At 60.5% G+C, this 24,441-nt stretch carries 22 protein-coding genes; 19 read left to right on the forward strand and 3 right to left on the reverse strand.

Features of this window, described 5'->3' with window-relative positions:
- Window positions 1-92 precede the first annotated feature (92 nt).
- The 3 genes from V6F91_RS12655 to V6F91_RS12665 are packed head-to-tail and all read left to right on the forward strand — an operon-like array spanning window position 93 to window position 2,549.
- Entirely contained in the window at window positions 93-1,112 is a 1,020-nt protein-coding gene (locus V6F91_RS12655) for an aminoglycoside phosphotransferase family protein (RefSeq protein ID WP_332764831.1), read from the forward strand.
- A complete protein-coding gene (gene murU / locus V6F91_RS12660) occupies window positions 1,109-1,780 on the forward strand; it encodes an N-acetylmuramate alpha-1-phosphate uridylyltransferase MurU (RefSeq protein ID WP_332764833.1) in 672 nt (223 codons plus the stop codon). The genes V6F91_RS12655 and murU overlap by 4 nt, the downstream gene beginning before the upstream one ends.
- A 1-nt stretch (window position 1,781) precedes the next feature.
- Complete coding sequence (locus tag V6F91_RS12665) at window positions 1,782-2,549, forward strand: TerB family tellurite resistance protein (RefSeq protein WP_332764835.1); 768 nt, start codon at window positions 1,782-1,784, stop codon at window positions 2,547-2,549.
- A 136-nt stretch (window positions 2,550-2,685) separates the two neighbouring features.
- On the opposite strand, the gene V6F91_RS12670 is transcribed toward V6F91_RS12665, so the two are convergent.
- Window positions 2,686-3,675 carry an alpha/beta hydrolase family protein gene (locus tag V6F91_RS12670; protein WP_332764837.1) on the reverse strand — a complete coding sequence of 330 codons (990 nt, stop codon included), beginning with the start codon at window positions 3,673-3,675 and terminating at the stop codon, window positions 2,686-2,688.
- Window positions 3,676-3,748: 73 nt separating this feature from the next.
- Here V6F91_RS12670 and V6F91_RS12675 point away from each other — a divergent pair, with 73 nt between their 5' ends.
- From V6F91_RS12675 to trpE, 10 genes are all read left to right on the forward strand, one after another.
- Entirely contained in the window at window positions 3,749-6,145 is a 2,397-nt protein-coding gene (locus V6F91_RS12675; protein WP_332764839.1) for a PAS domain-containing sensor histidine kinase, read from the forward strand.
- An 85-nt stretch (window positions 6,146-6,230) separates the two neighbouring features.
- Window positions 6,231-6,860 carry a response regulator gene (locus tag V6F91_RS12680; RefSeq protein ID WP_090286829.1) on the forward strand — a complete coding sequence of 210 codons (630 nt, stop codon included), beginning with the start codon at window positions 6,231-6,233 and terminating at the stop codon, window positions 6,858-6,860.
- A gap of 339 nt (window positions 6,861-7,199) precedes the next feature.
- Window positions 7,200-8,324: an ABC transporter ATP-binding protein gene (locus V6F91_RS12685; protein ID WP_090286827.1), complete on the forward strand. Its 1,125-nt coding sequence runs from the start codon at window positions 7,200-7,202 to the stop codon at window positions 8,322-8,324.
- A gap of 48 nt (window positions 8,325-8,372) precedes the next feature.
- Window positions 8,373-9,416 carry an ABC transporter substrate-binding protein gene (locus V6F91_RS12690; RefSeq protein ID WP_090286825.1) on the forward strand — a complete coding sequence of 348 codons (1,044 nt, stop codon included), beginning with the start codon at window positions 8,373-8,375 and terminating at the stop codon, window positions 9,414-9,416.
- 181 nt (window positions 9,417-9,597) lie between these two features.
- Window positions 9,598-10,845, forward strand: a complete 1,248-nt coding sequence (locus tag V6F91_RS12695; protein ID WP_332764843.1) for an ABC transporter permease — start codon at window positions 9,598-9,600, stop codon at window positions 10,843-10,845.
- 12 nt (window positions 10,846-10,857) lie between these two features.
- The gene (locus V6F91_RS12700; protein WP_093097808.1) at window positions 10,858-11,682 is read left to right on the forward strand and encodes an ABC transporter permease; all 825 of its coding nucleotides are present in this window, start codon (window positions 10,858-10,860) and stop codon (window positions 11,680-11,682) included.
- 283 nt (window positions 11,683-11,965) lie between these two features.
- Entirely contained in the window at window positions 11,966-13,114 is a 1,149-nt protein-coding gene (locus V6F91_RS12705; protein ID WP_332764846.1) for an iron-containing alcohol dehydrogenase, read from the forward strand.
- Between the two features lie 114 nt (window positions 13,115-13,228).
- On the forward strand, window positions 13,229-13,903 hold the full coding sequence (gene rpe / locus V6F91_RS12710) for a ribulose-phosphate 3-epimerase (RefSeq protein WP_007918813.1): 675 nt from the start codon (window positions 13,229-13,231) through the stop codon (window positions 13,901-13,903).
- Window positions 13,900-14,718: a phosphoglycolate phosphatase gene (locus V6F91_RS12715; protein ID WP_332764849.1), complete on the forward strand. Its 819-nt coding sequence runs from the start codon at window positions 13,900-13,902 to the stop codon at window positions 14,716-14,718. Before rpe ends, V6F91_RS12715 begins: the two co-directional genes overlap by 4 nt.
- Before the next feature lie 70 nt (window positions 14,719-14,788).
- Window positions 14,789-16,270, forward strand: a complete 1,482-nt coding sequence (gene trpE / locus V6F91_RS12720) for an anthranilate synthase component I (protein WP_332764853.1) — start codon at window positions 14,789-14,791, stop codon at window positions 16,268-16,270.
- A gap of 92 nt (window positions 16,271-16,362) precedes the next feature.
- Here trpE and estP read toward each other — a convergent pair whose 3' ends face one another.
- The gene (estP, locus tag V6F91_RS12725; protein WP_332764855.1) at window positions 16,363-18,270 is read right to left on the reverse strand and encodes an esterase EstP; all 1,908 of its coding nucleotides are present in this window, start codon (window positions 18,268-18,270) and stop codon (window positions 16,363-16,365) included.
- 409 nt (window positions 18,271-18,679) lie between these two features.
- Between estP and V6F91_RS12730 the strand changes: the two genes are divergently transcribed.
- The 4 genes from V6F91_RS12730 (at window position 18,680) to V6F91_RS12745 (ending at window position 22,004) form a co-directional block, all read left to right on the forward strand.
- Window positions 18,680-19,273, forward strand: coding sequence for an aminodeoxychorismate/anthranilate synthase component II (locus V6F91_RS12730; protein ID WP_332764857.1), 594 nt, complete (start codon window positions 18,680-18,682; stop codon window positions 19,271-19,273).
- A gap of 9 nt (window positions 19,274-19,282) precedes the next feature.
- Entirely contained in the window at window positions 19,283-20,332 is a 1,050-nt protein-coding gene (gene trpD, locus V6F91_RS12735; protein ID WP_090286810.1) for an anthranilate phosphoribosyltransferase, read from the forward strand.
- A complete protein-coding gene (gene trpC / locus V6F91_RS12740) occupies window positions 20,329-21,168 on the forward strand; it encodes an indole-3-glycerol phosphate synthase TrpC (RefSeq protein ID WP_332764860.1) in 840 nt (279 codons plus the stop codon). The genes trpD and trpC overlap by 4 nt, the downstream gene beginning before the upstream one ends.
- Window positions 21,169-21,302: 134 nt before the next feature.
- Window positions 21,303-22,004 (forward strand): lipoate--protein ligase family protein, encoded by a 702-nt coding sequence (locus tag V6F91_RS12745; RefSeq protein WP_332764862.1) that lies wholly within the window; start codon window positions 21,303-21,305, stop codon window positions 22,002-22,004.
- A 10-nt stretch (window positions 22,005-22,014) separates the two neighbouring features.
- Here the strand turns inward: V6F91_RS12745 and crp are convergent, their stop codons facing one another.
- Window positions 22,015-22,659, reverse strand: coding sequence for a cAMP-activated global transcriptional regulator CRP (gene crp, locus V6F91_RS12750; protein WP_332764864.1), 645 nt, complete (start codon window positions 22,657-22,659; stop codon window positions 22,015-22,017).
- 248 nt (window positions 22,660-22,907) lie between these two features.
- Here crp and V6F91_RS12755 point away from each other — a divergent pair, with 248 nt between their 5' ends.
- A complete protein-coding gene (locus tag V6F91_RS12755) occupies window positions 22,908-23,330 on the forward strand; it encodes an OsmC family protein (RefSeq protein ID WP_003228794.1) in 423 nt (140 codons plus the stop codon).
- A gap of 237 nt (window positions 23,331-23,567) precedes the next feature.
- Window positions 23,568-24,362, forward strand: a complete 795-nt coding sequence (speD, locus tag V6F91_RS12760; RefSeq protein ID WP_090286802.1) for an adenosylmethionine decarboxylase — start codon at window positions 23,568-23,570, stop codon at window positions 24,360-24,362.
- Window positions 24,363-24,441 lie beyond the last annotated feature (79 nt).

Consider the following 24,441-nt stretch of genomic DNA (forward strand, 5'->3'; position numbering starts at 1 on the left):
GTGTGGGCCGCACGCCTCTCGATGGTCTGAAAAAGATGCTGGATAATAAAGCATGACCCGCTTGACGGCTAGCGCCGTCGGAGACCCTTGCAATGCCTGACCAAGATGTACGCTTGCAACACCTGAAAGTTTGGCTCGATGAGCAGTTGGCAAATCTGTTTGCACAACAAGGCTGGGGCACCGTGCCCCCGGCCACGTTGACCGCGGCCAGCAGCGACGCGAGTTTCCGCCGTTACTTCCGCTGGGAAGGCGAGGGTCGCAGCTTCGTCGTGATGGACGCGCCGCCGCCGCAGGAAAACTGCAAACCGTTCGTGGATATCGCCTTTTTGCTGGCGAAATCCGCAATCAACGTGCCGAAAATTTATGCCGAAGACCTCGAGCGCGGCTTTCTTTTGCTCAATGACCTGGGTAACCAGACTTATCTCGACGTGATCGATGGCGAAAATGCCGACGCTTTGTTCGACGATGCGCTGCAAGCCTTGCTGGCGTTTCAGCAATTGCCGATGGTTGCGCCACTGCCCAGCTACGACGTTGCCTTGCTGCGCCGTGAACTGGAACTGTTCCCGCAGTGGTACGTGAAACATGAGCTGGGCATTGAGTTCGATGCGGCTCAACAACAGCAATGGCAGCACATCAGCGATCTGCTGATCGACAGCGCGCTGGCCCAGCCGAAAGTGCTGGTGCACCGCGACTACATGCCGCGCAATCTGATGCTCAGCGAGCCCAATCCCGGTGTGCTGGATTTCCAGGATGCGGTCTATGGCCCGGTGACCTATGACGTCACTTGCCTGTTCAAGGATGCCTTCCTCAGTTGGCCTGAAGAGCGCGTGCGCGGCTGGCTGGAAAAATACTGGCAGCAAGCCTTGGCCCTGAATATTCCGGTGCAGGCTGATTTTGACGATTTCCTGCGTGCCAGCGACCTGATGGGCGTGCAGCGTCATCTGAAAGTCATCGGTATTTTCGCGCGCATCTGCCACCGCGACGGCAAGCCACGTTATCTGGCCGACGTGCCGCGCTTCTTCTCTTATATAGAAGCGGTGATTGCCCGTCGTCCCGAACTGGCGGAACTGCAAGCGCTGTTCAGCAGCTTGCGTGCTGGAGCGACGGCATGAAGGCAATGATTCTGGCGGCAGGCAAAGGCGAGCGCATGCGCCCGCTGACCCTGACCACCCCTAAACCGCTGGTGCGTGCCGGCGGCGTGCCGTTGATCGAATATCACCTGCGCGCCCTCGCGGCGGCTGGCTTCAACGAGATCGTGATCAACCACGCCTGGCTCGGACAGCAGATCGAAGACCATTTGGGTGACGGGGCGCAGTTCGGCCTGAGCATCCAGTACTCGCCGGAAGGTGAGCCACTGGAAACCGGCGGCGGGATTTTCCGTGCTTTGCCGCTGCTGGGTGACGATGCGTTTCTGGTGGTCAACGGCGACATCTGGACCGATTACGATTTCAGCGTCCTGCATCAACCGATCAGCGGGTTGGCGCATCTGGTACTGGCGGACAATCCGGCGCATCACCCCAACGGCGATTTCTCTCTGGTCGACGGCAAGGTGCAGGACGGCCAGCCGAATGCACAGACCCTGACTTACAGCGGCATCGCCGTGCTTCATCCGCAATTGTTCGACGGCTGCAGCGACGGCGCTTTCAAACTTGCGCCACTGCTGCGCAAAGCCATGGCGGCCGGCGAGGTCAGCGGCGAGCGAATGAAAGGGCACTGGGTGGATGTCGGCACGCATGAGCGGCTGGCCGAAGCTGAAACCTTGATAAAAGCGAGTCGCTGATATGTTGTGGCCAGGGACTCTGATTGGAGCCGGAGCGGGTTTTGCGATTGCCAGCATTCCGGGGGCCATGCTTGGGGCATTGTTGGGACAGGCGCTGGATCGGCGCCTGAATCTGCAAAGCTGGGGGCATTTGCGTGAAAAGCTCGGCGGCCGGCCGATGTTGCGCAACGACGAGCTGTTGTTTGTGCTGCTCGGGCGGCTGGCCAAGAGCGACGGTCGAGTGACGGACGGGCATATCCAGCAGGCGCGTAATGAAATGCGCGCGCTGGAAATGAGCCAGCCGGCTACCCGTCGGGCCATCGCTGCGTTCAACCGTGGCAAGTCGGGCAACGACCATCTGCGCGGTTATTTGCGCCGTCTGAGCGCGCAGCCGCATGCTGCTGAAGGTGTGTTGCGCGCCTGCTGGCGGATGGTCTGGGCCGATGGTCGCGCTGGCGTCAGTGAGCGTGAACTGCTGGCGCAGTGGGGCAAGTGGCTGGGCTGGACGCCGCAGCAGGTACAGGCGCTGGCCAGTGATTACGAACCGGGCAAGCGGCCGATCGTCAGCGCGGCGGTGAGTTATCAGGAAGCGATGAAGTTGCTCGGCGTCTCGGCGAGCAGCGAGCCGGCGCAGATCAAGCGCGCTTATCGGCGCCTGCTCAGTCGCCATCATCCGGACAAGATAGCCGGCAGCGGGGCGTCAGCGGCGCAGGTGCGCGAGGCGACCGAGCGTACGCGCGAATTGCACAGTGCCTATACGTTGATTCGCGAGCGGCGCGATTTTCGCTAGCCGTTAGATGGGTGTTGTCTGAGCTGGCCCCTTCGCAAGCAGGCTCGCGCCCACAGGGGATTGCATTTCAACAGACGAAATGCGATCGAATGTGGGAGCGAGCCTGCTCGCGAATGAGGCCAACTCGGTTTGACGGTCAGTCCGGATTTTGCGGATTCAACCAGCCACGCACCCGGCGTAACAGTTGTTCCGCCTCAGCGTTCTTGTCCGGCAACGCCTTGAGCGCCACCTGGCTGAACGCCGAGGTCTTCAGGCGTTTGCTCGCCTGCATGCGCTCCAGCGCCGCGTTGCGATCCAGCGGCTTGTCCATGTAGAAAATATCCGCCGTCGGCAGCTTCAGCGTCGGCGTCAGCTCGGCCAATGGCGGCAGCGCCTTGGCCGGTGCCTGCGCGTCAACCATGACGAATTTCTCTACCTGCGCCGTTTGTTTCTCGCTCAGATAGCGCCCCGCCCAGTAAGCGCCGGTGCCATGGCCGAGCACGACGATGCTGCGCGCGCTCTGCTGTTCGGCATAGGCAATCGCCGCGTCGATGCGCGCGAAGATGCGTTCGGCATCAGCCCGGGATTGTTCCTCGGTGGTTTCGGCGACGACCTGATCCGCCACCTCGGCCTCACCGCCAGCGGCCTGCTCGATCGGCTGCGCGGTGGTTGAATCCTTGCTGCCGGTTTCAGGTGCTTTCGCTGCAGCGGCGGGCTCGACGACACGGGGTGCAATGGCATCGCTTTGCAGATCGGGCAGGGTGATACTCAGGCTGCTCCACTGCGCATCCGGCAGTTTGCGCCGCAACGGGCCGATTGCCTGCGGCCAGTCTGCGGTTTCGCCGGTGCCGGGAATGATGATCACCGCGCCCTTGGGTTCGGCCGTGTTGGCCGGTTTCCACAGTGCCAGGAAAGTTTCGCTGCCGGCCTGCAGTTGTTGTTGCTCTTGCGCCGGCAGGAGACGTTCCAGTGCAGCGGCTTCTTCCTGACTACGCTCAAGCAAGGGCTGACGTTCGACCGGTTTCTCTTCGGCCGGTTTTTCTGCGGTGGCGGCAGGCGCCGGATCGGCGGCTTCGACGGAAAACGCACAAGGCAGGATCAGCGACAGGCACAATGCTGGCATTGCCAGGCGATTAACAAAGGGCATCGGTTATTCCAGGCCAGAAAGTATCCCGGCAGCCTAATGGGTTGGTCAGAATTTGTCAGTGTATGAGACTTCAATGAAGCGATTTTGCTGCCTGTGGGTTATCGGCTGTTTGTGGTTTCCCTTGATGGGCTGGGCCGCGCCTGCGCCGCCTGCGCACCTTGCGCCATTGTCGGCGAGCCAGCAGCAATGGCTGGCGCAGCACAATGAGCTGCGGGTCGGACTGGTCTTGCAGGCGCCGTACGCAACGTACGATCGGCGTTTACAGCGACTGTCGGGGGCCAATGTCGAGTTGATGAAGCTGTTGGCGAAAACGCTGAACATCGAATTGAGCTGGCGTAACTTTCAGGACCTCGGTCAGTTGGAAAACGCCTTGCGCGAAGGTGAAATCGATATCGCTCCAGGTCTCAGCCAGACCCCCAGCGCGCTGCGCCTTTGGCAATTCTCCGACCCGTACATGCGCGTGCCGCAACTGGTGGTTGGCGACCAGAAGGGCGCCGGCGTGGTCGATCTGGAAAAACTCGACAGCCAGACCCGCGTCGCCGTGCGCATGCCGAGCAGCACCGCCGACTATCTGCGCAGCAATTACCCGCATCTGAACCTGCAAGGCGTGCCGCTCGAGCGCCAGGCGTTGCAGTTGCTGTTGAGCCAACAAGCCGCCTACGCCGTCGTCGATGAAGCCCAGCTGGGGCGGCTGTCGGTCGAACCGGAGTTCGCCGAGCTGGTGGTAGTCGGTGACATCGGCCTGCCGCAACTGCTGCGAGTGGCGTCACGCCGCGATTGGCCGGAACTGGCCGGCATCGTCCAGAGTGTTTTGCGCGCGATCCCGGCCAAGGACCTGGAACAGCTGCACAACCAGTGGCTGCAACCGAAATATCCACGGTTGTCGGAATCGCCGGGGTTCTGGCAGAACCTCAGCCTGTTGTTTGCGGTGATGCTGCTCAGTTGTGTCGCTATCGTGTTCTGGCAGCGGCGTCAGCAGCACAGCCTGGAACAACGGCTGCTCGTCGCGCGTGAAGACATCGCCCAGCGTGCGGCGAGCGAAGAGGCCTTGCGTCTGACGCAGTTTTCCATCGATCAAAGCACCGTCGGCATCCTGTGGGTCAACTGGGACAGCCATGTACGCTACGCCAACCGCGCGGCGGAAAACATGCTCGGTTATCCCGCCGGTGGCTTGATCGAACGCCCGCTGATCGACTTTGAGCCGGGCCTGCACATGGATCGCTGGCTCAACCTGTGGAAACGCGCGCGGACCAGTGAAGAGGGCCCGCTGAGTTTCGAAACCAGTTGCGTGCGCGCTGATGGCAGTGTTCTGCCGGCGGACGTGTCGCTGAGTTTTCTGCGTTTTCGCGACAGTGAATACCTGGTGGTCTACCTCACCGACGTGACTGAACGGCGCCGCGCCCTGGCGGCGTTGCAGGAAAGTGAAGCGCGCCTGCAGGGCATCGCCGCCAACGTGCCGGGGCTGGTGTTCCGTCTGGAGCGGGCGCCGGTCACCGGGCAGATCGATTTCGCCTACATCAGCGAAGGCAGTGAAAATCTGGTCGGTTACGCCCCGGCCGCCATCGCCCATCGCGACATGGGCCTGCGCGGTCTGGTCCACCCGGACGACAAGGCCAGTTATCACCGCACTCAGGATCAGGCCCTCGACAGTGACAGCGACTGGTCATGGCAGGGGCGCATCCTCACGCGTCAGGGCGAGCAGCGCTGGGCCGAGATCAAGGCGATCACCCGGCGACTGGAGGACGGCGCGTATGTCTGGGACGGCATCGTCTGGGACATCAGCGAAAGCAAGCGCATCGAGCTGGAACTGGCCGCTTCGCGCGAACAGCTGCGTGAATTGTCCGCGCACCTTGAAAGCGTGCGTGAAGAAGAGAAGGCGCGGATCGCCCGCGAAGTCCATGATGAGCTGGGGCAGATGCTGACCGTGCTGAAACTGGAAACGTCGATGTGCGAGCTGGCTTATGCGCAACTCGATCCCGGTCTGCATGAGCGGCTCAACAGCATGAAGCGCCTGATCGCCCAGTTGTTTCAGCTGGTGCGGGATGTGGCGACGGCGCTGCGGCCACCGATTCTTGATGCCGGGATTGCCTCGGCGATCGAATGGCAGGCGCGGCGGTTCGAGGCGCGTACGCAGATTCCGTGTCTGGTGCGGGTGCCGGACAATCTGCCGGCGCTCAGCGATGCCAAAGCGGTGGGGCTGTTCCGGATTTTGCAGGAGGCCCTGACCAACGTGATGCGCCATGCCCAGGCGCACACGGTGGAACTGACGCTGGCGCTGGAAGGCGATGAATTGTGTCTGACCGTGAGCGATGATGGCGTAGGTTTCGTCGCCGCTACTGGTCGGCCGACTTCGTTTGGCCTGGTCGGCATGCGTGAACGGGTGCTGATCATGGGCGGGCATTTGCTGCTTGAGAGTGAGCCGGGGGAGGGCACCAGTCTGGTGGTGCGGGTGCCGGTAGGTGAGGTTTGAGAATTGGCGGTGTTTGGGCTGACGCCATCGCGAGCAGGCTCGCTCCCACAGGGGTTGGTGTGTACCTGAAATCTGGAGAAAAGATGTGATCCGTGTACTGGTAGCCGAAGACCACACCATCGTCCGTGAGGGCATCAAACAGTTGATTGGCCTGGCCAAGGACCTGCAAGTGGTCGGCGAGGCGAGCAATGGTGAGCAATTGCTGGAAACCCTGCGCCATGTGCCCTGTGAAGTGGTGCTGCTGGACATCTCCATGCCCGGGGTCAATGGCCTGGAGGCGATTCCGCGCATCCGCGCGTTGAACAATCCGCCGGCGATTCTGGTGTTGTCGATGCACGACGAAGCGCAGATGGCCGCCCGCGCATTGAAAGTCGGCGCGGCCGGTTATGCAACCAAGGACAGTGATCCGGCGCTGCTGCTCACGGCGATTCGCAAAGTTGCCGCGGGCGGGCGTTACATCGACCCCGAGCTGGCTGATCGCATGGTGTTCGAAGTCGGCCTGACCGATGCGCGGCCGCTGCATTCGCTGCTGTCCGAGCGCGAGTTCTCAGTATTCGAGCGCCTGGCCCAAGGCGCCAACGTTAACGACATTGCTCAGCAACTCGCCCTGAGCAGCAAGACCATCAGCACACACAAGGCGCGTTTGATGCAGAAGCTCAACATCACCTCGCTGGCCGAACTGGTCAAATACGCGATGGAACACAAACTCCTCTGACCATCACCGCGATCAACTGTAGGAGTGAGCCTGCTCGCGATAGCGTCTTCTCTGAAAACAATTCAGCGACTGATGCACCGCTATCGCGAGCAGGCTCGCTCCTACAATGGATATGCGTGCAGGCATATCTGTTAGCGACAAACGCTTTTGCCTGTTCTTGCCGCTTGCAGCTTGCCCCTTGCCGCTGCGTTTGCCAAAACGCGCCATCCTTGTAGGGCAATCCCTACCCCGAACTTTCCATCCGGCTTAAGCCATTCTCTCCTGCGCCCCGATTTGCGCGGCTGTCAGCAGCCACTAGGCTTACCCCAACAAGCAGTCATCAACAACAAAGGTGCGGGTATGAGCCAGGTCGATTCAAACGCAGGGGCCAGTGATGTGCTGGTCAGCTTTCGTGGTGTGCAGAAGAGCTACGACGGCGAGAACCTGATCGTCAAAGACCTCAACCTGGACATTCGCAAAGGCGAATTTCTCACCCTGCTCGGGCCGTCCGGTTCCGGCAAGACCACCAGCCTGATGATGCTCGCCGGATTCGAAACGCCGACCGCCGGCGAGATTCTGCTGGCCGGACGCTCGATCAACAACGTGCCGCCGCACAAGCGCGACATCGGCATGGTGTTTCAGAACTACGCGCTGTTCCCGCACATGACCGTCGCGGAAAACCTCGCCTTCCCGCTGACCGTGCGTGGCTTGAACAAAAGCGACGTCGGCGAACGGGTGAAGAAAGTCCTCAGTATGGTCCAGCTCGACGCGTTCGCTTCGCGCTATCCGGCACAGCTGTCCGGTGGTCAGCAACAGCGCGTGGCACTGGCCCGCGCCTTGGTGTTCGAACCGCAACTGGTGCTGATGGACGAGCCGTTGGGCGCACTCGACAAACAACTGCGCGAACACATGCAGATGGAAATCAAACACCTGCACCAGCGCCTCGGCGTGACCGTGGTCTACGTGACCCACGATCAGGGTGAAGCGCTGACCATGTCTGACCGTGTCGCCGTGTTCCATCAGGGTGAAATCCAGCAGATCGCCCCACCGCGCACACTTTATGAAGAGCCGAAAAACACCTTCGTTGCTAACTTCATCGGCGAGAACAACCGCCTCAACGGTCGGCTGCTCAGCCAGAGCGGCGAACGCTGCGTGGTCGAGCTGGGCCGTGGCGAAAAGGTCGAGGCGCTGGCGGTCAACGTCGGCCAGACCGGCGAGCCGGTGACCCTGTCGATCCGTCCGGAGCGCGTCAGCCTCAACGGTTCCAGCGATCAATGCGTCAACCGCTTCTCAGGGAGGGTGGCGGAATTCATCTATCTGGGCGACCACGTCCGGGTGCGCCTGGAAGTCTGCGGCAAGACCGACTTCTTCGTTAAACAACCGATTGCCGAGCTCGATCCAGCGCTCAGCGTCGGCGACGTGGTTCCGCTTGGCTGGCAGGTCGAGCACGTACGCGCACTCGATCCTCTTTCAGAGGCGCATTAAGCGCCCCGGCAATACCAACACCAACCCTGCACGTGGAGAGAACAATAAATGTTGAGATCCCTGAAGTTCACCGCCCTGACCCTGGGCCTGATGGGTGCGACCGGCGCAATGGCCGCCGGCCCGGATTTGACCGTGGTGTCGTTTGGCGGGGCGAACAAGGCTGCGCAAGTCAAAGCCTTCTATGCGCCGTGGGAAGCGGCGGGCAACGGCAAGATCGTCGCCGGTGAGTACAACGGCGAAATGGCCAAGGTCAAAGCCATGGTCGACACCAAGAGCGTGTCGTGGGATCTGGTCGAAGTGGAGTCGCCAGAGCTGTCCCGTGGCTGCGACGAAGACATGTTTGAGCAGCTCGACCCGGCGCTGTTCGGCAAGACCGAAGACTACGTCAAAGGCGCGATTCAGCCGTGTGGCGTGGGCTTCTTCGTCTGGTCGACCGTCCTGGCTTACAACGCCGACAAGCTGAAAACCGCACCAACCAGCTGGGCGGATTTCTGGGACACGAAGAAATTCCCCGGCAAGCGTGGCCTGCGCAAAGGCGCCAAGTACACCCTCGAATTCGCCTTGATGGCCGACGGCGTGGCACCGAAAGACGTCTACAAAGAGCTGGCGAGCAAGGGCGGTCAGGATCGCGCCTTCAAAAAGCTTGATGAGCTGAAACCAAGCATTCAGTGGTGGGAAGCTGGCGCGCAACCGCCGCAGTACCTTGCGTCCGGTGATGTGGTGATGAGCTCGGCCTACAACGGTCGCATCGCTGCGGTGCAGAAAGAATCCAACCTGAAAGTGGTGTGGAACGGCGGCATCTATGACTTCGACGCGTGGGCCATCCCGAAAGGCCTGGACGCCAAGCGTGCCGAAGCGGCGAAGAAATTCATCGCCTACTCGGTGCAGCCGCAGCAGCAGAAGACCTACTCGGAAAACATCGCCTACGGCCCGGCCAATACTCAAGCCGTACCGCTGCTGGCTAAAGACGTCCTGAAAGACATGCCGACCACCCCGGAAAACATCGCCAACCAGGTGCAGATCGACGTCAGCTTCTGGGCGGACAACGGCGAGCAGCTGGAGCAGCGCTTCAATTCCTGGGCGGCGAAATAACCGAGGGTTCGCTCTCCTGTGGGAGCGAGCTTGCTCGCGAAAGCGCCAGTACATTCAACATTGATGTCGACTGATGCGCCGCCTTCGCGAGCAAGCTCGCTCCCACATTTGGATCTGTGTGCATCAATCGATCGAGGTGGCTCGCCACCTCTGTAACGATCAAAGATTTGCGGAGTACGTCATGGCCATCGCCGTTCCCCTGAACGAGGGCGCCAGCCCCACCCTGAAGCAGAAGCTCAAGCGCGCCGAGCGGGTCAACCGCTGGAAAGCCCAGGCGCTGATCGCGCCGCTGGTGTTGTTTCTGTTACTGGTGTTTCTGGTGCCGATCGTGGCGCTGCTCTACAAAAGCGTCGGCAACCCCGAAGTGGTTGGCGGCATGCCGCGCACCGTGAGCGCCATCGCTGCCTGGGACGGCCGCGGCCTGCCCGCCGAACCGGTGTACAAAGCCGCCAGCGAAGACCTCGCCGAGGCGCGCAAAAACCAGACGCTGGGCGATCTGTCCAAGCGCTTGAACATGGAGTTGGCTGGCTATCGCAGCCTGCTGACCAAAACCGCCCGGGCGCTGCCATTCGCCAGCGAACCGGCCTCTTATAAAGAAGCCCTTGAAGGCCTCGATGAACGTTGGGGCGACCCGGCCTACTGGCAAGCGGTCAAACGCAACACCAGCAGCATCACCCCGTATTACCTGCTGGCGGCGGTCGACCATCGTATCGACGACCTCGGCGAACTGGCCCCGGCAACTCCGGACCAGGCGATTTATCTCGACATCTTCGCCCGCACTTTCTGGATGGGCCTGGTCATCACGGTGATCTGCCTGCTGCTCGCTTATCCATTGGCTTACCTGCTGGCGAATCTGCCTTCACGGCAGAGCAACCTGCTGATGATTCTGGTGCTGCTGCCGTTCTGGACCTCGATTCTGGTGCGGGTCGCGGCGTGGATAGTGCTTCTGCAATCGGGCGGCTTGATCAACAGCGCATTGCTGGCGATGGGCATCATCGACAAGCCGCTGGAACTGGTGTTCAACCGCACCGGCGTGTACATCTCGATGGTGCACATTCTGCTGCCGTTCATGATCCTGCCGATCTACAGCGTGATGAAAGGCATCTCGCCGACCTACATGCGTGCAGCGATCTCCCTTGGCTGCCACCCGTTCGCCAGTTTCTGGCGGGTGTACTTCCCGCAGACCTACGCGGGTGTCGGCGCTGGATGCCTGTTGGTGTTCATCCTCGCCATCGGCTACTACATCACCCCGGCGCTGCTCGGCAGCCCGAACGATCAAATGGTCAGCTACTTCGTCGCTTTCTACACCAACACCAGCATCAACTGGGGCATGGCCACCGCGCTCGGCGGGCTGCTCTTGCTGGCGACCGTGGTGCTTTATCTGATCTACAGCTGGCTGGTCGGCGCCAGTCGCCTGCGCTTGAGCTAAGGGGAATTTGAAATGCTCAGTCCTTACATGTCGCCCATCGAACGGGTGTGGTTCTACAGCCTGCGGATTCTCTGCGGTCTGATCCTGCTGTTCCTGATCCTGCCGGTGCTGGTGATCGTGCCGCTGTCGTTCAACTCGGGCAGCTTCCTGGTCTACCCGCTGCAAGGTTTTTCATTGCAGTGGTACCACGACTTTTTCGCTTCGGCGGAATGGATGCGCGCTTTGAAGAACAGCATCATCGTCGCCCCGGCCGCGACGGTGCTGGCGATGATCTTCGGTACGCTGGCAGCGATCGGCCTGACCCGTGGCGACTTTCCCGGCAAGTCGCTGGTGATGGCCTTGGTGATTTCGCCGATGGTGGTGCCGGTGGTGATCATCGGTGTCGCGAGTTACCTGTTCTTCGCGCCGTTGGGGTTGGGCAACAGCTTCTTTTCGCTGATCGTCGTGCACGCGGTGCTTGGTGTGCCGTTCGTAATCATCACGGTGTCAGCGACGTTACAGGGTTTCAATCACAATCTGGTGCGCGCCGCCGCGAGCCTCGGTGCTTCGCCACTGACCGCGTTTCGCCGCGTGACCTTGCCGCTGATTGCGCCGGGGGTGATTTCCGGGGCGCTGTTTGCTTTTGCAACTTCGTTTGATGAGGTGGTGGTGACGCTGTTTCTCGCAGGTCCCGAGCAGGCGACATTGCCGCGGCAGATGTTCAGCGGGATTCGTGAGAACCTGAGCCCGACGATTGCGGCGGCGGCGACGTTGCTGATTGCCTTCTCGGTCATCTTGTTGCTGACCCTGGAATGGCTGCGCGGACGTAGCGAAAAACTGCGCACTGCGCAGGTTTAAGATCAAGGTCAAAAGCCACCCCTCACCCCAGCCCTCTCCCCAAGGGGGCGAGGGGGAAAGGGAGCAGATAGTTGTGCGTTTCAAAACCCGAGTTCGACTCGGTATCTCAAGTCGGTGTACCTCTGACAGTCACCCTGATCAGTCCCCTCTCCCTCCGGGAGAGGGTTAGGGTGAGGGGCTCTTGATCTTGCCCTTATCCAGCATTCACCACCTGAATCACAGACAACCCCAAAACCCAGCTAATCTTGTGCCTAGCTCCCCTGTCCATAAGAGGCTGCGCCCAATGAATCTGTCCCAGTTCAAAATCGCTCACAAACTGATCACCGGTGCCGCAGCCATCGAACAACTGGCCGCCGAACTCAGCCGCCTCGATGTCGATAACCCGCTGATCGTCACCGACGCCGCGCTGGTCAAATCCGGCACCGTCGAGCTGGCGCTGGCGCAACTCGGCGGGCGTGACTATGAAATCTTCGACCGTGTATTGCCCGACCCGGAAATCGCCATCGTCCAAGACTGCATGCGCGCCTACCGCGAGGGCGGGCATGACGGCTTGATCGGGCTGGGTGGCGGCAGTGCTATCGACATCGCCAAGAGTGTTGCCGCCTATGCCGGTTACCACGGTGCGCTGGAAGATCTGTTCGGTGTCGATCAGGTGCCGCGCAAAGGCCCGCCGTTGATCGCCATCCCGACCACCGCCGGTACCGGTTCCGAAGTGACCAACGTGGCGATCCTTTCGGACAAGGTCGCGCAACTGAAAAAAGGCATTGTCAGCGACTATCTGCTGCCGGACGTAGCGCTGGTCAGCCCGCAGATGACTCTGACCTGTCCACGCAGCGTCACCGCCGCCAGCGGTGTCGATGCGCTGGTGCACGCCATCGAATCCTATCTGTCGGTGCACGCCTCGCCGATCACCGATTCCCTCGCTATCGGTGCAATCAAACTGATCGCCAGCGCTTTGCCCAAGGCCTACGCCAACGGCGCCAATCTGCAAGCCCGCGAAGACATGGCCACCGCCAGCCTCATGGCGGGCATGGCGTTCGGCAATGCCGGGGTCGGCGCGGTGCATGCGCTGGCCTATCCACTGGGCGGGCGCTTCAACATCGCCCACGGCGTGAGCAACGCTTTGCTGCTGCCCCATGTGATGACCTGGAACAAGATGGCCTGCGTCGAACGGATGCAGGATATTGCCGAAGCCATGGGCTTGAAAACGGCGCATCTGAGTGCCGCCGAAGCGGCGGACAAAGCCGTGCAGGCGATGGCCGACTTGTGCTCGGCGGTGGAAATTCCGGCCGGATTGCGCAGTTTCGGCGTGCCAGAAGCGGCGATACCGGCGATGGCCGTGGAGGCGGCCGGCATCGAGCGGCTGATGCGCAATAACCCGCGCAAGCTCAGCGCCGCGGACATCGAGAAGATCTACCGCGCGGCCTACTGAGCCGCTGCCGAACCCGTGTCATGGCACAACCCAATCATCGCGGTCACGGTGCGTGCGCACAAACTTGAGGTATACAATGCGCGCCATCGTGATTTAGCTCAGCACAGGTGCGTCATGCAGCCCTTCGTAATTGCTCCGTCGATCCTCTCCGCCGACTTCGCCCGCCTCGGCGAGGAAGTGGACAACGTTCTCGCCGCTGGCGCCGACTTCGTCCACTTCGACGTCATGGACAACCACTACGTGCCGAACCTGACCATCGGCCCGATGGTCTGCGCGGCGTTGCGCAAGTACGGCGTCACCGCGCCAATCGACGCACACTTGATGGTCAGCCCGGTGGATCGCATCGTTGGCGACTTTATCGAGGCCGGCGCCACCTACATCACTTTCCACCCGGAAGCCACGCTGCACGTTGATCGTTCGCTGCAACTGATCCGCGAAGGCGGCTGCAAATCCGGTCTGGTGTTCAACCCGGCGACCCCGCTGGACGTGCTCAAGTACGTGATCGACAAGGTCGACATGGTCTTGCTGATGAGCGTCAACCCAGGTTTCGGCGGGCAGAAGTTCATTCCCGGCACCCTCGACAAGCTGCGCGAAGCGCGGGCGATCATCGATGCCTCGGGGCGTGATATCCGTCTGGAAATCGACGGTGGCGTCAACGTCAACAACATCCGCGAAATCGCCGCCGCTGGCGCCGACACCTTCGTTGCCGGCTCGGCGATCTTCAACGCACCGAACTATCAGGAAGTCATCGACAAGATGCGCTCCGAACTGGCGCTGGCCCGCCCATGAGCGGGTTCGAGCAGCTGTTCCCGGGGAAACTGCCACGGCTGGTGATGTTCGATCTGGATGGCACGCTGATCGATTCGGTTCCGGACCTGGCAGCGGCGGTGGACAACATGCTGCTCACCCTCGGTCGCCCGCCCGCGGGCATCGACGCGGTACGCCAGTGGGTCGGCAACGGCGCGCCGGTGCTGGTGCGTCGCGCGTTGGCCGGGGGTATCGATCATTCGGCGGTGGATAACGCCGAGGCCGAACGCGCGCTGGAAATTTTCATGCAGGCCTACGGCGCCAGCCATGAGTTGACCGTGGTCTATCCCGGCGTGCGCGACACCTTGAAGTGGCTGCACAAGCAAGGCGTGGCCATGGCGCTGATTACCAACAAGCCGGAGCGCTTCGTCGCGCCGCTGCTCGATCAGATGAAGATCGGTCGCTACTTCAAATGGATCATCGGCGGCGATACCTTGCCGCAGCAGAAGCCCGATCCGGCAGCGCTGTTCTTTGTGATGAAAATGGCCAACATTCCGGCCTCGCAATCGTTGTTCGTCGGCGACTCGCGCAGCGATGTGCTGGCGGCGAAAGCGGCGGGAGTCAAGTGCGTGGCGCTGAGTTACGGCTACAACCATGGCCGGCCGATCGCCGAAGAGTCGCCGGCGCTGGTGATTGACAATCTGCGCGAGCTAATTCCCGGTTGCCTCGGTTCAGCCGCTGAGATAACGTTGCCCGACGCTGCTCAATCCCATTCTGGAAACGCCATCGTGGTGGTCACTCGCAAACTCTGGATGAAAGTCATCAAGGCCCTGGCCCGCTGGCGTTGGCGCGCCTGACTTGTTCCTGGCCGGCCTGCCGGCGCGTTTGCATACCTGACCGATTGCCCCTCACACCACGAGGCACCTCATGATCCGCGAAGAATTCCTGCGCTTGGCCGCTGACGGCTACAACCGCATCCCGCTGGCCTGCGAAACCCTGGCCGACTTCGACACACCGCTGTCGATCTACCTGAAACTGGCCGACCAGCCCAACTCCTATCTGCTCGAATCGGTGCAGGGCGGCGAGAAATGGGGGCGTTACTCGATCATCGGTCTGCCGTGCCGCACTGTACTGCGCGTGCATGACCATCACGTCAGCATCACCGTTGATGGCATCGAGACCGAAAGCCACGACGTTGAAGACCCACTGGCTTTCGTCGAAACCTTCAAGGCGCGCTACAACGTGCCGACCATCGCGGGCCTGCCGCGTTTCAACGGTGGTCTGGTCGGTTACTTCGGTTACGACTGCGTGCGTTATGTCGAAAAGCGTCTGGGCAAATGCCCGAATCCTGATCCGCTGGGCGTACCGGATATCTTGCTGATGGTCTCTGACGCTGTCGTGGTGTTCGACAACCTCGCCGGCAAGATGCATGCGATTGTGCTGGCCGACCCGACGCAGGCCGATGCCTTTGAACAGGGTCAGGCGCGTTTGCAGGAGTTGCTCGAGCAGCTACGCCAACCAATCACCCCGCGTCGTGGGCTGGACTTCAGCAAGCAGCAGTCGGCTGATCCAGTGTTCCGCTCAAGCTTCACCCAGAACGATTACGAAAAAGCTGTCGACACCATCAAGGAATACATCCTCGCCGGCGACTGCATGCAAGTGGTGCCGTCGCAGCGTATGTCGATCGACTTCAAGGCGGCGCCAATCGATCTGTACCGCGCCCTGCGTTGCTTCAACCCGACGCCGTACATGTACTTCTTCAACTTCGGCGACTTCCATGTCGTCGGCAGTTCGCCGGAAGTGCTGGTGCGCGTTGAAGATAATCTGATCACCGTACGCCCGATCGCCGGCACCCGACCTCGCGGCGCCACGGAAGAAGCCGATGTGGCGCTGGAGCAGGATCTGCTTTCCGACGACAAGGAAATCGCCGAGCACTTGATGCTGATCGATCTTGGCCGCAACGATACCGGGCGTGTTTCGGAAATCGGCTCGGTGAAGCTCACCGAAAAAATGGTCATCGAGCGGTATTCCAACGTGATGCACATCGTCTCCAACGTCACCGGCCAGTTGAAAGCCGGGCTGACCGCGATGGACGCACTGCGGGCGATTCTGCCGGCGGGCACCTTGTCGGGCGCGCCGAAGATCCGCGCGATGGAAATCATCGACGAACTCGAGCCGGTCAAACGTGGCGTGTACGGCGGTGCAGTCGGTTACTTCGCCTGGAACGGCAACATGGACACCGCGATCGCCATCCGCACCGCGGTGATCAAGAACGGCGAACTGCACGTACAGGCCGGTGGCGGCATCGTCGCCGACTCGGTGCCGGCACTGGAATGGGAAGAAACCCTGAACAAACGCCGCGCGATGTTCCGCGCCGTGGCGCTGGCCGAACAAACCCCGGACGCCTGAGACACGCAATTTCCCTGCTCCCACATGGGGTTTTGTGTCGAAGCATAAAAAAGCGGCGCCTGTGAAGGCGCCGCTTTTTTTACACCTGCAAATCAGAAATCCAGCACAACTCCGACATTCAAACCCTGCTGCTTGAAATCATCATCCTTGCGGAAGGTATAACCGCCGCGCAGCGCCAGATCCGCAGTGAGCTTGTGGCTGACGCCAAGGCTCAGACGGTTCAAGTGGCTGGCCGGTGTGTAGCCTTCCAGGGTGAAGTCATTCGCCGGCAGGGTGTTGAGCGCGATATTGACCTTCTGCACGTCATCTTCGTATTCGCGCTCGTGGGCGTATTCGCCGAATACCTGAGTCTGCGCGGTGAAGTTGTACTTGCCCTGCAAGCCAAGACCGAGGCGTTTCGAATCGCGGCTCTGATCGTCGAAAGTCAGCGCCGTGGCGCGGTTGCTGTTCTCTGAGTAGCCGTCGACATCGACGCTGGCGTAGTCGGCGCTGACGAAGGGCGACAAGTGCCACTCGCTGCCCGGCTGGGCAATGTCGTAACCGACGCGGGTGCTGAATGCCCACAGGCTGCCGTCGGTATCACCTTTCTCGGCACCTTCACTGGCACCCAGATCAAACTTGCGCTTGAGGTTGTCGTAGTCGAGTTTGCCGCCGGTCAATGCCGCGTCGGCCCACCAGCGGTTTTGCTGGAATTGGGCAAATGCGGTGGCCATGTAACTGTTGAGTTTGTAGTCCGAGTCGTTATGCCCGGCTTCCAGATTCTGCCGGTACAAACCTGCCGCCACACCCACGCGCCAAGCGTCATTCAGACGATAGCTGCCACCGACGTTGAGGTTATAACCACTGCCGTCGGCGCTGGCGCCGCTGCTTTGGCTGTCGACATCCAGATGCTGACCGCCCGCCGAGACGATCGCGCGCCATTGGCCGACCGCTTGCCAGTTTTCCCAATCGGCCTGCCATTGGCTGCGCAGTTCGTCCTGATGCGCGCGCACGGTGGAGTGGGCCATTTCCGGCAGCAGGGTCAGCTCCCACGGCGCCGCGAGCAGCGAATAGGCGTAGTCGGCAATCAGTTTTTGCCCGGATTCGGTCGGGTGTACGCCGTCGTTGTAAATCAGTTTGGTCGGATCTGGCGTAGCGCTGTTGATCCCGTAGCGGGCGTTTTCCGGGCAACCGCTGCCGCTGAAGCACGTTGCGGTCAGGTTCTGGTCAGTTGCCAGACCGAAGCGCCCCGGATCGGCGAAGACTTCCGAGAGCAGCACCGGAATGTTCAGCGGAATGACTTCGGCGTTGATGCCTTGCAGCCGTGTCACCAACTGGCTGTTGAATTGATTGGCGAGGGTGCTGCTGAACGTCTGCAGCGGCGTACCGTTGAGTGCCGGAGTCAGACCAACGTCGGGCAGCAGCCAGACCATCACGTACTTGGCGCCGGCGGTTTGCAGCGTTTGCACACTGTCGGCCAGCCGATCGGCCGCGGCATTGGCCTGGGGCAGGCTGAGAATACGCCCCTGCAGGAAATCGTTACCGCCCCCGGAGATGTAATAGAGCGCATTCGGGTCGGCGCGAAAGCCGTTCGATGGCAGGTAACCGGGGCGCGTGCGTTCGCCGGTGGCCGACTGGCTGGTGATCGAATCGAGAATCTGGTCGGTACGATAACCGCCCACCGCCCAGTTGTTGCCGTCGGGCTGACCGTTCTCGGCGCGCACGGCGGAGCTGGACGACGCTGTCTGATCTGCGCTAAAGCCCAGACGTCCGCCAAGCAATTGCGTGGAATTCAATGAATACACTTCACCGCTGCCGTCCTGATAGACCGGCCCGGTGCGGTTGGTATAACGCTCGGTCGAGCCTGCCGGGCCGCCAGTGTCGGCGAACGTGCCAGCATCGTTGAGGCTGTCGCCAAACACGATGAAGCTGGAATAAGGGTTTGGCGCTGCATTGGCCTGAGCACAGGCCAATGCGAGCAGGCATCCGGCCAGCGGTACAAACAACGTCTGTCTGATCATGAGCAAGTCCGTTTATTTATTGTTGTAGGTGAACGAAACGACAGTACCAAAAACTCCCGGCGTTTTGCCATCGGTCGCGAATCTCTGCGTAGGATTTATCCCCCCGTGCCCCGGCCATATTGCACGCTCCGTCCAGCTAAGTTACTGTGCCGGAACGCATGAACGAGACCTTTCCCGTGTTGATCACCAGCAAACTCCTGGATCAAGTCATCAAGGCACACGCCCGCTGGCGTTGGCGCGCCTGAATCTTTTCTGCCGGCCCCGCCGGATCTGTATCGCTTTGCCTTCCTTGCCTGTCTGAAATGCCGCTGTGCCGACGCACCTGATTGCGTCCGACATCGTGCAGCGCCCTGCGGGCAAGTGTTCTGAAGGCTGTTTTCAAATCAGAATTCAAGAGGTTCGACACGCCATGTTGCTGATGATCGACAATTACGACTCCTTTACTTACAACGTTGTGCAATACCTCGGCGAGCTGGGTGCCGAGGTCAAAGTGGTGCGCAACGACGAACTGACCATCGCCGAAATCGAAGCGCTCAACCCCGAGCGCATCGTGGTGTCCCCCGGCCCATGCACGCCGACCGAAGCCGGCATTTCCATCGATGCGATCAAGCACTTCGCCGGCAAGCTGCCGATTCTCGGTGTCTGCCTTGGCCACCAGTCCATCGGTCAGGCCTTCGGCGGCGACGTGGTGCGGGCGCGGCAAGTGATGCACGGTAAGACTAGCCCGGTATTCCACGAGGACAAGGGCGTATTCAACGGTCTCAACCATCCGCTGACCGTCACCCGCTACCATTCGCTGATCGTCAAGCACGAGAGCCTGCCGGATTGCCTGGAGCTGACCGCGTGGACACAACACGATGACGGTTCGGTCGACGAAATCATGGGACTGCGGCACAAGACCCTGAACATCGAAGGCGTACAGTTCCACCCCGAGTCGATCCTCACCGAACAGGGCCATGAACTGTTTGCCAACTTCCTCAAACAAACCGGCGGCACGCGCTAAGGACTTTGCATGAATATCAAGACAGCCCTGAGCCGTATCGTCGATCACCTTGACCTCAGCACCGATGAAATGCGCGACGTGATGCGCGAAATCATGACCGGCCAATGCAGCGACGCGCAGATCGGCGCGTTCATGATGGCCATGCGCATGAAAAGCGAGAGCATCGACGAGATCGTCGGCGCCGTGTCGGTCATGCGTGAACTGGCCGATCAGGTTGAGCTCAAGACCCTTGACGGCGTGGTCGATGTGGTCGGCACCGGCGGTGACGGCGCGAATATCTTCAACGTGTCGACCGCTTCTTCTTTTGTTGTCGCAGCAGCCGGTTGCACCGTGGCCAAGCACGGCAACCGCGCCGTCTCGGGCAAAAGCGGCAGCGCCGACCTGCTCGAAGCCGCCGGCATTTATCTGAACCTGACACCGGTACAGGTCGCGCGCTGCATCGACAATGTCGGCATCGGTTTCATGTTTGCCCAGACCCACCACAAAGCCATGAAATACGCCGCCGGCCCGCGCCGCGATCTCGGCCTGCGGACGCTGTTCAACATGCTTGGCCCGCTTACGAATCCGGCCGGTGTGAAGCATCAGGTGGTGGGCGTGTTCACGCAGGCACTGTGCCGGCCGTTGGCTGAAGTCTTGCAACGTCTGGGCAGCAAGCATGTGCTGGTGGTGCACTCGAAGGATGGGCTGGATGAGTTCAGTCTCGCCGCGCCGACCTTTGTCGCCGAACTGAAGAACAACGAAATCACTGAATACTGGGTCGAGCCGGAAGATCTCGGCATGAAGAGCCAGAGCCTGCACGGCCTCTCAGTTGAAGGCCCGGAAGCGTCGCTGGCGCTGATCCGTGATGCCCTTGGCAAGCGCAAGACCGAAAACGGCCAGAAAGCTGCCGAGATGATCGTGCTCAATGCCGGTGCTGCGTTGTATGCCGCCGACTTGGCCAGCAGTTTGAAACAGGGCGTGGAGCTTGCGCACGACGCTTTGCACACCGGCCTCGCTCGGGAGAAACTCGAGGAGCTGGGTGCCTTTACCGCGGTATTCAAAGTGGAGAATGAAGGATGAGTGTACCGACGGTTCTGGAAAAGATTCTCGCCCGCAAAGTCGAGGAAGTGGCCGAGCGTAGCGCCCGTGTCAGCCTCGGCCAACTGGAGACTCTGGCCAAGGCGGCCGATGCATCCCGTGGTTTCGCCCAGGCGTTGCTGGCGCAAGCGAAGAAAAAACAGCCAGCGGTGATTGCCGAGATTAAAAAGGCCTCGCCGAGCAAAGGCGTGATCCGCGAAGATTTCGTTCCTGCCGACATTGCCAAAAGCTACGAGAAGGGCGGCGCGACCTGTCTGTCGGTGCTGACCGATATCGACTATTTCCAGGGCGCCGACGCCTATCTGCAGCAGGCCCGTGCCGCGTGCAAACTGCCGGTGATCCGCAAGGATTTCATGATCGACCCGTATCAGATCGTCGAAGCCCGCGCACTGGGCGCGGACTGCGTGCTGCTGATCGTCTCCGCGCTGGATGATGTGAAAATGGCCGAACTGGCCGCAGTGGCTAAAAGCGTCGGCCTCGATGTGCTGGTGGAAGTGCACGACGGCGATGAGCTGGAACGCGCATTGAAGACCCTCGATACACCGCTGATAGGCGTCAACAACCGCAATCTGCACACTTTTGAGGTCAGTCTGGAAACCACGCTGGACCTGCTCCCGCGCATTCCCCGTGATCGCCTGGTGATCACCGAGAGCGGCATCCTCAACCGTGCCGATGTCGAGCTGATGGAAATCAGCGACGTGTACGCGTTTCTGGTTGGCGAAGCGTTCATGCGTGCGGAAAGCCCGGGCACCGAGCTGCAGCGTCTGTTCTTCCCGGAGCGTGGCGGTCCGGTAGTCAGCGGTTCGACCCTCGACTGATATCTTTCAGACCGAGTTGATCTTTTCGCGAGCAGGCTCGCTCCCACAGGACAATGCATTCCAATGTGGGAGCGAGCCTGCTCGCGAAGGGGCCTTAGAATTCTCTCAAGATTCCAGATCTGCCGGAGCCCTCCATGTCGCTGCCAACCCCCCTGACCATCGAAGCCGGCCTGCAAGCCGAGCAAGATCTGTTGGCTTCGGTCTGCGCCGGCAACGCCGAATTCGGTCTGCTGTTCTGGCAACCCAGCGATCGCGCGCTGGTCATGCCACGCCGCCTCAACCGGTTACCGGGTTTCGACCACGCTTGCGAAGTCTCCGCTGCGGCCGGTTGGCCGGTGCTGTTGCGTGAAACCGGCGGTGAGCCGGTCCCGCAATCCGCGGCGACGATCAACATTGCGCTGGTTTACGCGCCGCCGCGCAGCGAGGGCGATCTCAATCGTATCGAAACCGGCTACCGACGTTTGTGCGATCCGATCTGTCAGTTGCTGGATGAGTTGGGCGGCACGTCCTCGCTGGGCGAGATCGAAGGAGCGTTCTGCGACGGACGCTTCAACGTCAATCTGGACGGACGCAAAATGGTCGGCACCGCGCAGCGCTGGCGCCAGAGTCAGGGCGGCCAGCGTTCGGTCGGGCTGGTGCACGGTGCGATGCTGATGGATGACGAGCGTGAATCGATGGTTGCAGCGGTCAATCGCTTCAACGAGGCCTGCGGCCTGGAGCAACGGGTGCGAGCGCAAAGCCACATCGCCCTGCATGAGAAATTCAACGCGCCACAGGCTTTGGCGCGTCTCGATGAATTGTTTCGTCTGATGCTGGCGCAGATCTACGGCGCCTGATTTTCAGGATTCAGCGTGTACCGAAGACCACCATGGTCTTGCCTTTCACATCAACCAGGTTGCGTTCTTCCAGATCCTTGAGCACGCGACCGACCATCTCCCGCGAACAACCCACGATCCGCCCGATTTCCTGACGCGTCACCTTGATCTGCATGCCGTCCGGGTGGGTCATGGCGTCCGGTTGCTTGCACAGCTCGAGCAGGCAGCGGGCCACACGACCGGTGACGTCGAAGAAGGCCAGGTCGCCGACCTTGCGCGTGGTATTGCGCAGGCGTTGTGCGATTTGTCCGCTGAGTACGTAAAGAATGTCCGGGTCCTGCTGCGACAATTCGCGAAACTTGGCGTAGCTGATTTCTGCGGTTTCGCATTCAACCTTGGCCCGTACCCAGGCGCTGCGCTCCTGCTCCTGACCGGCCTGCTCGAACAGGCCCAGCTCACCAAAGAAATCCCCGGCATTGAGGTAAGCGATGATCATCTCGCGACCATCGTCGTCCTCGATCAGAATCGTCACCGAACCCTTGATGATGAAATACAGCGTGTCCGAGCGGTCGCCCGCACAGATGATGTTGCTCTTGGCTGCGTGGCGACGACGCTGACAATGCATCAGCAACTTGTCGAGATTCTTGATTCTGGGTGTTGGGGTAATAGCAACCATGGTTGTATCCCGAAAAGACTGCACGGAGATGTTTGGTTTTTTTATGAGGCGCTGAAGAGGGTCGCTGCAACAGCTGACGACACGGGCTAACACGGGCGCCAGCGAATTGGCGCCAGCTTAACAGACACTTCGTCGCAAATTCGAGAAATTACCTACAGCCTCAGGGTGTGCGTCCCAGGACGTCATTCCTGTCGGGGCAAATCGCTGTGCTAAGCTGGCGACCCTTTTTTTACAGTGGAGTCTGGGCGATGAAGGCACGCATCCAATGGGCTGGCGAAGCCATGTTCCTCGGTGAATCCGGCAGCGGTCATGTTGTAGTGATGGACGGTCCGCCGGACGCCGGTGGCCGTAATCTGGGTGTACGGCCGATGGAAATGCTCCTGCTGGGCGTCGGCGGTTGCAGCAACTTCGACGTGGTCAGCATCCTCAAGAAGTCCCGTCAGGCTGTTGAAAGCTGCGAAGCGTTCCTGGAAGCCGAGCGCGCCACCGAAGATCCCAAGGTTTTCACCAAGATCCACATGCATTTCGTCGTCAAGGGTCGTGGCCTGAAGGAAGCTCAGGTCAAGCGTGCCATCGAGCTGTCCGCCGAGAAGTATTGCTCGGCCTCGATCATGCTCGGTGCGGCTGGCGTGGCGATTACCCACGATTACGAAATCGTCGAACTCGGTTGAACCGACATTCAACTATCATAAAAGCAGTGCAGACTCTGGCGATCCCCCGCTGACGTCTGCATAATGCGCCACTTTTTTCAGGGCAGTGATCGGTCAGCCGACGGGTCATCCGCCTGAACAGACAACCAAAATCGCCATCGCGAAGAGGTGTTAACCGTCCTACGCAGGTGCGTCGTTCGCACTTGACGGGCATGCTTGATCACGCGGCCGGGCCGCATACATAGAGAGTTTTTAACGGTGAAAAGCAAACTCAAGCTCCACGGGTTCAATAACCTGACAAAGACCTTGAGCTTCAACATCTATGACATCTGCTACGCGGAAACCCCGCAAGACCAGCAGGCTTACGTCGAGTACATCAATCAAGAGTACAACGCGAAACGCCTGACGCAGATTCTCACAGAAGTTGTCGAGATCATTGGTGCCAACATCCTGAACATTGCCAGTCAGGACTACGAACCTCAGGGCGCCAGCGTCACGATTCTGATCTCTGAAGAGCCGGTGACCCCGACCGACAGTCAGATCGAAGAATCGCCGGGCCCGTTGCCCGAAATTATCCTGGCCCACCTCGACAAGAGTCACATCACGGTGCACACCTACCCGGAGATTCATCCGGACGATGGTATTGCAACCTTCCGTGTGGACATCGACGTGTCGACCTGTGGGGTCATTTCACCGCTTAAAGCGCTCAACTTCCTCATTCACCAGTTCGATTCGGACATCGTGACCGTGGATTACCGTGTGCGCGGCTTCACCCGTGACGTTGAAGGCAACAAGCACTTCATCGATCACGAAATCAACTCGATCCAGAACTACTTGTCCGAAGACACTCGCGACGCGTACCAGATGACCGACGTGAACGTGTATCAGGAAAACCTGTTCCACACCAAGATGCTGTTGAAGAACTTCGAACTGGACAACTACCTGTTCGGCGACGCCACCAGCAACCTGTCGCCTGAGCAGCGTGCTCAAGTGACGGACCGGGTAAAACACGAAATGCTCGAAATCTTCTACGCTCGCAACATGCCTGCGTAAGATTCCCTGGCACAAAAAAGGCGACTCCCTCACGGCAGTCGCCTTTTTTCATGTTCGAAGCACAGCCCCCTGTAGGAGC

The organism is Pseudomonas koreensis (assembly GCF_036668835.1).
Lineage (GTDB): Bacteria > Pseudomonadota > Gammaproteobacteria > Pseudomonadales > Pseudomonadaceae > Aquipseudomonas > Aquipseudomonas koreensis_I.